This window comes from Pseudobutyrivibrio sp., from assembly GCF_017471675.1.
GTDB lineage: Bacteria > Bacillota > Clostridia > Lachnospirales > Lachnospiraceae > Pseudobutyrivibrio.
This window is the reverse complement of the sequence record NZ_JAFUSK010000082.1, coordinates 1-7619: the sequence shown is the minus strand read 5'-3', so window position 1 is coordinate 7619 and position 7619 is coordinate 1. Positions and strand designations below refer to the sequence as shown.

The following is a 7619-nucleotide window of genomic DNA, read 5'->3' as shown; positions in this document are numbered from 1 at the left end:
GTGTCTGTGAGATACATACAGTACCGACAGAATTGTCAAACCTTGAAAGAACATGTGTAATAAAAAATGCGAGTTGTGGCATTTAGAAAATCAGTAATTCTTCGACTGTGTACTTAGCTAGGGCCACTGTCTAATACATAAGGCGGACACATCTCTAGTAATTTTATGCTGGTCTTGGGAGTGGGGCGTGGCGGGAGGCGGCTAAATCCACAGCTACTATATATGTATGTCCGTGAATAACAAAAAAGCAGCCTAGATAAACTAGACTGCTTGATAGGTTTCAATACTATCTGCGGAAACGTGTGGTTTCGTATTTAGCTCTTGTTCTGACACAAACCTTTAAATCCTGTACTCTTGTATCAATGTCTCCGTCTTCAATTACCACATCGATGGATGAAGCCATATTGTCAATTAATAGATTATCAAAATCCATTACAGGTGTTGCCACCAGAATTTTGTATTTTTCCTCAAAGGAGTCGGTGTCTAAAAACTCTAAAAGGATTGGATTAATCTCCTGCTCTTCTTGTCTCTCCATATATGCTGTCCTCCTTGTTTTTTTTATATTCTAGCGATAATTTGTGTAATAAATATGTCTTGCCAGATTGGCATTACCAAAATCTACGATTATTATTCCATAGCTGGTTTCTGGCTTAAGGTTATATTCCATTAGTAATTCATTTAGCGCCTTGGCATAACCCCTTGGATGACCTATTTTACCATCACCGCTGGTACTTGTAAAATTAAAAAACCAGGTATTTTCATCAGCTTCGCAATTTTCTAAGCCATCTACAACAGCGTTGTATTTATCCTCGACAGAATATTTGTATCGATCCTGAACCCATAGTCTGCAATTGTCGTACACATATAGCTCGTAAGGGATGTCAGAAGGGATTTTATTGTCCTGCTCTGCCCAACTCATGTTAAGTCCGGTAATGCCAGTACCCATTTCATCCTCAAACCTGGTCATTAGAACAGCTCGTCCTCTTGCCTCTGCAAGTGTTGGAATTTCATCTTGGGTGTACCAGTAGTCTTTATTAGATTTGAGTTCTTTTTGTAGAAGCTTTTGGATGTCACTGACAGAATGATTGTCGTCTTCTATCTTAATATTAACTATTACTGTTTCTGTTGGATGTTGCTGTAAGAATGTGTATAAATCCTTAGTTACATCATCGAAATAAAGATAATCTGAAAATAGATTGCCATCCTTGTGGCAGTTGGCAAAATTATGGACCAGCTTTAGCTTTCCATCGCTTTTTATATCGTCTATTGCTACTCTTAAATCCAGGTATCTGTAGCCGTCTTCCAGCTGAGTAATTATATCATTGTCCTGGCATCTCATAACGTATCCTAGCATTACATTCGAGGCGGCAGAATCATGGGTGCCTGGTATTGTGATCTGTGATAGATATACCTCATCATCTATATACTGCATCCAGTTGGATGTATCGGAATATGGTGCATCCATATCAATCGCAAAATCAGCTTCAGTATTATCATCGCTGACAAACAAGGCAATCAAAATGACTATTATGATTGCAATCATTGCCCCGCAGGTTATTCTAAAAATCCGTCCCTTCTCCATATGCATGCCCCCATTTCTTAAAATTATTCTCGATTATTTACTATTATTTTAGCATTCTTTAGTGACAAAGTCTTTTAGTTTCTTTAAAATATAGATTATGATTGAACGAAAAAGATTATTATCAATAGGATATTACAAAAAAGCTCCCTCTTTTACAGGGAGCGATAAAAACAAATGCTATAAAATTGAAAAGTTTGTAGAAGAAGGTGCCGAAGAACCTGTCTTCAAGGCCACTATTTGGCCTGGTCCATACAGCTCTGAAAACACTGATGATGAACTGAAACAGTCTAAGACTGCACCATTTAATGAGGATGGTCTTCAGGAGCTCGTAGATTGGATGAATAGCTTAGAAATCTAGTGCATTAAGATGATTTAGATTCCCTTTTGTTTTCGTACATGTGAGCATCAGCCCTTTTTACTAGAGCTCTAAAATCACTATCTACCGATGAATCATAAGTGGCATCTCCAATAGCAACACCAATCTTGTATTCATGTTCACCATTTACATTTGCGGTGTAAATCTTAGTCATAAAAAGATTCTTAAGGCGTTCTGTATTAACATTTCTATTGGCAGGAATAATACAACAGAATTCATCTCCACCTGTTCTATAGCAGTTACCATATTTGCCATAAACATCATTGAAGATTTCTGCAACAATAGTAATATATTCATCGCCTGCTTCGTGGCCAAATGTATCATTGCAATGCTTTAGACCATTTGCATCAGCCACTACAGCTACAAGTCCTTCTAAATTGCCACCGCTTTTTGCGTGACTTTCAAATGCATTTCTGTTTAAAAGACCAGTCATGCTATCAGTAAGGGCAAATATCTCCAGCTGCTTAACCTGGCGTCCCTTTTCTAAGATTTCATTAGCATCCTTTATCATATCTCTAGCTAAGATTAAGATGAAAAGGAAGAATACATATCTGCCAATTCTATCAGCATCCCCTGTTGCTCTGTAATACTGAGATATATCAACAACAACTGCTATTAATAATCCTGTTAAGCCTACTGCGCAAATTTCTATGTGCTTGGTAATTCTTCCATGTATTAATTGCACAACCATTTCAATAATCATATAGAATACAGCTAACACAAGCATAACCTGCATTACAACAAGGGTCTGCCTATATTCTGCAATCCTTAGAAAATGTAAAGCAGTAAGAACAACAAACTGCATCATTGATGTCCAAATAATTATTTTTCTTAATACCTTGCTATAGATATTAAGATAGCTATCAAAAAACATAATAAATGGTGGTATTACCAACATAAGACATAGATAAGGAATGATTGAATTGAGAATCCTGTTTTGGAAAATCAAATTAGCTGCATCGGTTTCATTAATAGACCAAACTCCACAGAAAAATGTAAACCAGCCTAAATATAATAGTTCTTTTGAAAGCTGCTGTTTCTTATGCATCACACCGTAATATGCTAATATTACAATACTCAAAAGTACTATCAATAAGCTTATAAAAAATCTAGGCATGGAATCTAGTAGGATTGTATTATACATTCCATAAGAACTGCCTATATAAAATGTAATATTCTGGTTCGCCACCTGCTCGTAAACAGGATTAACAATTATAGATACAAAATGCATATTTTCATTGATATCTATAAAATGAAACTTTGAGCCTGGAGATAAGGTCCAAATACCCCCGTCTTTAGTAAATGAATATATCTGTTTTCCTCTACTAAAGCCTAAAACTCTGTGGTGGGTTGTATAAAATGAAATACCTGTATAATGGTAATCGAAATTTGATGTATCCAAAATATATTCTGTTGAACCGTCAGCTAATTTAGCTACTGTTGTAGGTTCAATTGTAGAAAATTCTCCAGAAGAAGTATTATCTCTGGTAGTAATGTAACATGTGATTAAAAGCAAAGCTGCAATCACAAGCATTACTGTATTGATTTTTGAAATAAGTATATCTTTTTGTTTCTTAATGTTGCTTGTCATTACAGCTCCTTAAAGTTATATATAATCGGTATGATTCATCTCGTTCACAGATTTATAACAATTTTATCACATTTTTCTCATTATATCAATTACACTAATTATACTAAGAATCTGTATATATAATTATATATTTTGTCAGTATGTTCTATATAGCTTGAATGATCTTCACCTGGTAATATCAACATCTGAGCATTTTTGATGTTAGATGCTATCTTGTTTGTCTCTTTTTCTTTAATACAATCCTTTTCTCCAGCGATAACCAATGCAGGTACAGAAATTCTTTGTAATTCTGATGTATCTATATCTGGCTCTACTAGCATCATTAGGGTGCGTGGGTCATTATCTCTTTTATAATCTTTTTTTATTTCCCGCAAATCCTTGTGATGTATACCTGCTGGTGTAAGATTAGCACCGCAGCATACTATACGAGACAGCTTATTACTGGCTTTAATTGCAGCTAAAAGAGCCACAATACCTCCATCAGAATATCCCACTAGTGCTGGTGAAATAATATCCAAAGCATCAATAAGATTAAGTACATCATCTGCCATGTCAGAGTAATGATATTCCTTAGGGGTGGCGCTTTCTCCATGCCCCCTTGAATCCATAGCATACACCGTATGTTCCCTGCTCATAACCTCCACAAGCTCGTCAAAGATATGATGGTCTTCCTTATTTCCATGTATAAGAATAACCGGCGTCCCCTCGCCGGTCTTCTCATAACATATTACCTGTGAATTAAGCTGAATGTACATATATCACCCTCATTAGCCTTACGGCACCTTCTCTTTAATTTAAAAGCAATCTATTTATCTGCGATTACCTGCTTCATATCATATAATCCTGCTGGCTTATCAGCTAAGAACTTAGCAGCTTCTACTGCTCCCTTAGCAAAAACGCCCTTAGAATAAGCAGTATGCTTGATAGTAATAACTTCGTCTAATCCTGCAAAGATTACCTCATGCTCTCCGACGATATTACCGCCTCTTACAGCAGAGATTCCTATTTCGTTCTTAGGACGCTTTTCTCTTCTATCAGCTCTGCCATATACATAATCGTATTTTTCATCTAATGCTTCGTTACATGCATCTGCAAGTGCTAAAGCAGTTCCGCTAGGAGCATCCAGCTTCTGATTATGATGCTTCTCAACTATCTCAATATCAAAGCCTGCATCTGCAAAAACCTGAGTAGCCTTCTTGCATAAATCAAACAAAGTATTGATTCCAAGCGACATATTTGCAGAACGAAGAACTGCACATTTTTTGCTTGCAGCATCAACATGTGCAAGCATTTCCTCTGAAAGACCTGTTGTGCAAAGCACCACATTTTTATTGTTAGTCTCACAGTATTTTAACAAATCATCTATAGCAGAAACGTTTGAAAAATCTATAATTACATCGAAATCAACATCTACCTTATCAATTGATTCGAAAACAGGATAATCATTAGCTACTCCTGTGTATTTATCAACACCTGCAACGATTTTGATATCCTTATCATCCTTGCACAAATCTGTAATAACTCTTCCCATGTGTCCGTTACAACCATGCATAACTGCTTTAACCATTTTATTCACCTCATTCTTAGATTTTATTCTTCATCAGAAAAACGAAAATCTTTACGTTTTTACTAAGTTTATAAAAAGTCACAATAAAATACAAGAGCCAGAGATTATTTCTCTGACTCTATTTTCAACACGTTATCTGCGGTTTTCAAAATTCCTTCTGACAGATTTTGGCCTGTAAGGATAACATTAGTTGCAATTGATTTACCCTCAAGCGCGCCTGTAATGTCTTCCTCAGCAACAATGCCTTCATCTAATACTCCAAGAATTTCGTCAAGAACCAACAAATCACATTCTCCTGTTCCTAACACCTTTTTGGCATAGTTCAAGCCATTGAGAATGTTGATTTTCTCTTCTTCTTTTTGTTCTTCAGTAAGATTTTCAAATCCATCTTTTGAACGCTCAAATCTGAAAAGCTTGATTTCAGGTTCAAGCTTTTCAAAATAATCTGTATTCGTCTCTGATTTAAGAAACTCTATAATAATGCATTTCTTACCCTGTGATGCAAAGCGAATGGCATTTCCAAGTGCTGCTGCGGATTTACCTTGTCCGTTTCCGTAGTAAACTTGTATAGTTCCCTTTTCCATGATTCTCCTACTTTCTTATGCTAGCTCTCTTTCTCATTAATGGATCAAGAATTCTCTTTCTAATTCTAAGAGACTCTGGAGTTACCTCCAAAAGCTCATCAACATCGATAAAATCAAGGGCCTGCTCAAGGCTAAGCACTCTAGGTGGAACAAGTGTAAGTGCTTCATCTGCTGATGATGAACGAGTATTTGTAAGATGCTTCTTCTTACATACATTAAGCTCGATATCCTCAGCACGTGAGCTCTGTCCGATAACCATACCAGAATAAACCTTCTCGCCTGGTCCAATGAACAATGTACCACGTTCCTGAGCTGAGAATAAACCATAAGTAACTGACTCACCAGTTTCAAAAGCAATAAGTGAACCCTGCTTACGATAAGCAATATCACCCTTATATGGCTCATATCCTTCAAAAATTGTATTGATGATTCCGTTACCCTTTGTATCTGTCATGAACTCACCACGGTAACCGATAAGTCCACGAGCTGGAATCTTAAACTCTATTCTTGTGTAACCACCTGTAATAGGTGTCATGTTCTGAAGCTCACCCTTACGCTGTGAAAGCTTCTCAATAACTGCTCCTGTAAACTCATCTGGAACATCTACATAAGCACGCTCCATTGGCTCAAGCTTACGTCCCTTTTCATCTGTATGATAAAGAACCTCTGCCTTTGATACAGCAAACTCAAAGCCCTCACGACGCATGTTCTCGATAAGTACTGAAAGATGAAGCTCACCACGACCTGAAACCTTAAGTGAATCTGGTGAATCAGTATCCTCTACTCTAAGAGAAACATCTGTGTTTAATTCCTTCATAAGACGCTCACGAATGTGGCGTGATGTAACGTACTTACCTTCCTGTCCAGCAAGTGGGCTATCATTTACAATGAAGTTCATTGAAATGGTAGGCTCTGAAATCTTCTGGAATGGAATTGGGTTAGGTGCATCAACTGCACAGATTGTATCACCAATGTGAATATCTGAAATACCGGAAATAGCTACGATAGAACCGATATTAGCCTCTTCAACATCTACTTTATTAAGACCATCATACTCAAAAAGCTTTGAGATACGAACCTTATTATTCTTGCTTTCATCATGTGCATTAACAACGATTGCATCCTGGTTAACCTTAATAGAACCATTCTCAACCTTACCGATACCGATACGTCCTACATACTCATTATAATCGATTGTAGAAATAAGTACCTGTGTTGGAGCCTCTGGGTCACCCTTTGGAGCTGGAATATAATCAACAATTGTCTCAAAGAGTGCTGTCATATCCTTATGCTCTTCATCAAGACTTCTGATAGCGAAGCCTTCCTTAGCACTTGCGTAAATAAATGGGCAATCAAGCTGCTCATCAGATGCATCAAGATCCATGAAAAGCTCTAGCACTTCATCAATAACTTCATCCGGACGTGCCTCCGGTCTATCAATCTTATTGATACAAACAATAACAGGTAAATCCAAATCAAGAGCCTTCATAAGAACGAACTTAGTCTGAGGCATTGCACCCTCAAAAGCATCTACTACAAGTACAACACCGTTAACCATCTTAAGTACACGCTCAACCTCGCCACCGAAATCGGCATGGCCTGGTGTATCAATAATGTTAATCTTTGTGCCCTTGTAATATACTGCTGTATTCTTTGAAAGAATTGTAATACCACGCTCACGCTCAATATCATTTGAGTCCATGACACGCTCTGCAACCTCTTGGTTCTCTCTAAACACACCTGACTGCTTCAAAAGCTCATCTACAAGTGTAGTTTTACCATGGTCAACGTGTGCAATAATTGCAATGTTTCTAATATCTTCTCTACTTACTACTGACATAAAATTTCCTTTTCTACTGCAAACTTATAGGTACAGTAAAAACCCCATTTAATCCGCTGGTAGGTAACAAGTGGCTCCT

General features: G+C 37.1%; 8 protein-coding genes. 1 reads left to right on the top strand and 7 read right to left on the bottom strand.

What is annotated here, in order from left to right:
- Nucleotides 1-286: 286 nt before the first annotated feature.
- Nucleotides 287-535 carry a hypothetical protein gene (locus tag IJ535_RS13085; RefSeq protein WP_090545912.1) on the bottom strand — a complete coding sequence of 83 codons (249 nt, stop codon included), beginning with the start codon at nt 533-535 and terminating at the stop codon, nt 287-289.
- A 30-nt stretch (nt 536-565) separates the two neighbouring features.
- A complete protein-coding gene (locus tag IJ535_RS13080; protein ID WP_294303742.1) occupies nt 566-1582 on the bottom strand; it encodes a phosphatidylinositol-specific phospholipase C domain-containing protein in 1017 nt (338 codons plus the stop codon).
- 97 nt (nt 1583-1679) lie between these two features.
- Between IJ535_RS13080 and IJ535_RS13075 the strand changes: the two genes are divergently transcribed.
- Nucleotides 1680-1940, top strand: coding sequence for a GNAT family acetyltransferase (locus IJ535_RS13075; protein ID WP_294303740.1), 261 nt, complete (start codon nt 1680-1682; stop codon nt 1938-1940).
- 4 nt (nt 1941-1944) lie between these two features.
- Here the strand turns inward: IJ535_RS13075 and IJ535_RS13070 are convergent, their stop codons facing one another.
- From IJ535_RS13070 to typA, 5 genes are all read right to left on the bottom strand, one after another.
- Entirely contained in the window at nt 1945-3549 is a 1605-nt protein-coding gene (locus IJ535_RS13070; protein WP_294303738.1) for a GGDEF domain-containing protein, read from the bottom strand.
- A gap of 98 nt (nt 3550-3647) precedes the next feature.
- Nucleotides 3648-4304 carry an alpha/beta fold hydrolase gene (locus tag IJ535_RS13065; RefSeq protein ID WP_294303737.1) on the bottom strand — a complete coding sequence of 219 codons (657 nt, stop codon included), beginning with the start codon at nt 4302-4304 and terminating at the stop codon, nt 3648-3650.
- Between the two features lie 50 nt (nt 4305-4354).
- Nucleotides 4355-5116 carry a 4-hydroxy-tetrahydrodipicolinate reductase gene (gene dapB, locus IJ535_RS13060; RefSeq protein ID WP_294303735.1) on the bottom strand — a complete coding sequence of 254 codons (762 nt, stop codon included), beginning with the start codon at nt 5114-5116 and terminating at the stop codon, nt 4355-4357.
- Between the two features lie 104 nt (nt 5117-5220).
- Nucleotides 5221-5700 carry a cob(I)yrinic acid a,c-diamide adenosyltransferase gene (locus IJ535_RS13055; protein ID WP_294303732.1) on the bottom strand — a complete coding sequence of 160 codons (480 nt, stop codon included), beginning with the start codon at nt 5698-5700 and terminating at the stop codon, nt 5221-5223.
- 7 nt (nt 5701-5707) lie between these two features.
- The gene (gene typA, locus IJ535_RS13050) at nt 5708-7540 is read right to left on the bottom strand and encodes a translational GTPase TypA (protein ID WP_294303730.1); all 1833 of its coding nucleotides are present in this window, start codon (nt 7538-7540) and stop codon (nt 5708-5710) included.
- Nucleotides 7541-7619 lie beyond the last annotated feature (79 nt).

Coding starts and splice junctions, on each gene's coding strand:
- IJ535_RS13085 (WP_090545912.1), bottom strand. CDS start 535: ATGGAGAGACAAGAAGAGCAGGAGATTAATCCAATCCTTTTAGAGTTT.
- IJ535_RS13080 (WP_294303742.1), bottom strand. CDS start 1,582: ATGGAGAAGGGACGGATTTTTAGAATAACCTGCGGGGCAATGATTGCA.
- IJ535_RS13075 (WP_294303740.1), top strand. CDS start 1,680: ATGATTGAACGAAAAAGATTATTATCAATAGGATATTACAAAAAAGCT.
- IJ535_RS13070 (WP_294303738.1), bottom strand. CDS start 3,549: ATGACAAGCAACATTAAGAAACAAAAAGATATACTTATTTCAAAAATC.
- IJ535_RS13065 (WP_294303737.1), bottom strand. CDS start 4,304: ATGTACATTCAGCTTAATTCACAGGTAATATGTTATGAGAAGACCGGC.
- dapB (WP_294303735.1), bottom strand. CDS start 5,116: ATGGTTAAAGCAGTTATGCATGGTTGTAACGGACACATGGGAAGAGTT.
- IJ535_RS13055 (WP_294303732.1), bottom strand. CDS start 5,700: ATGGAAAAGGGAACTATACAAGTTTACTACGGAAACGGACAAGGTAAA.
- typA (WP_294303730.1), bottom strand. CDS start 7,540: ATGTCAGTAGTAAGTAGAGAAGATATTAGAAACATTGCAATTATTGCA.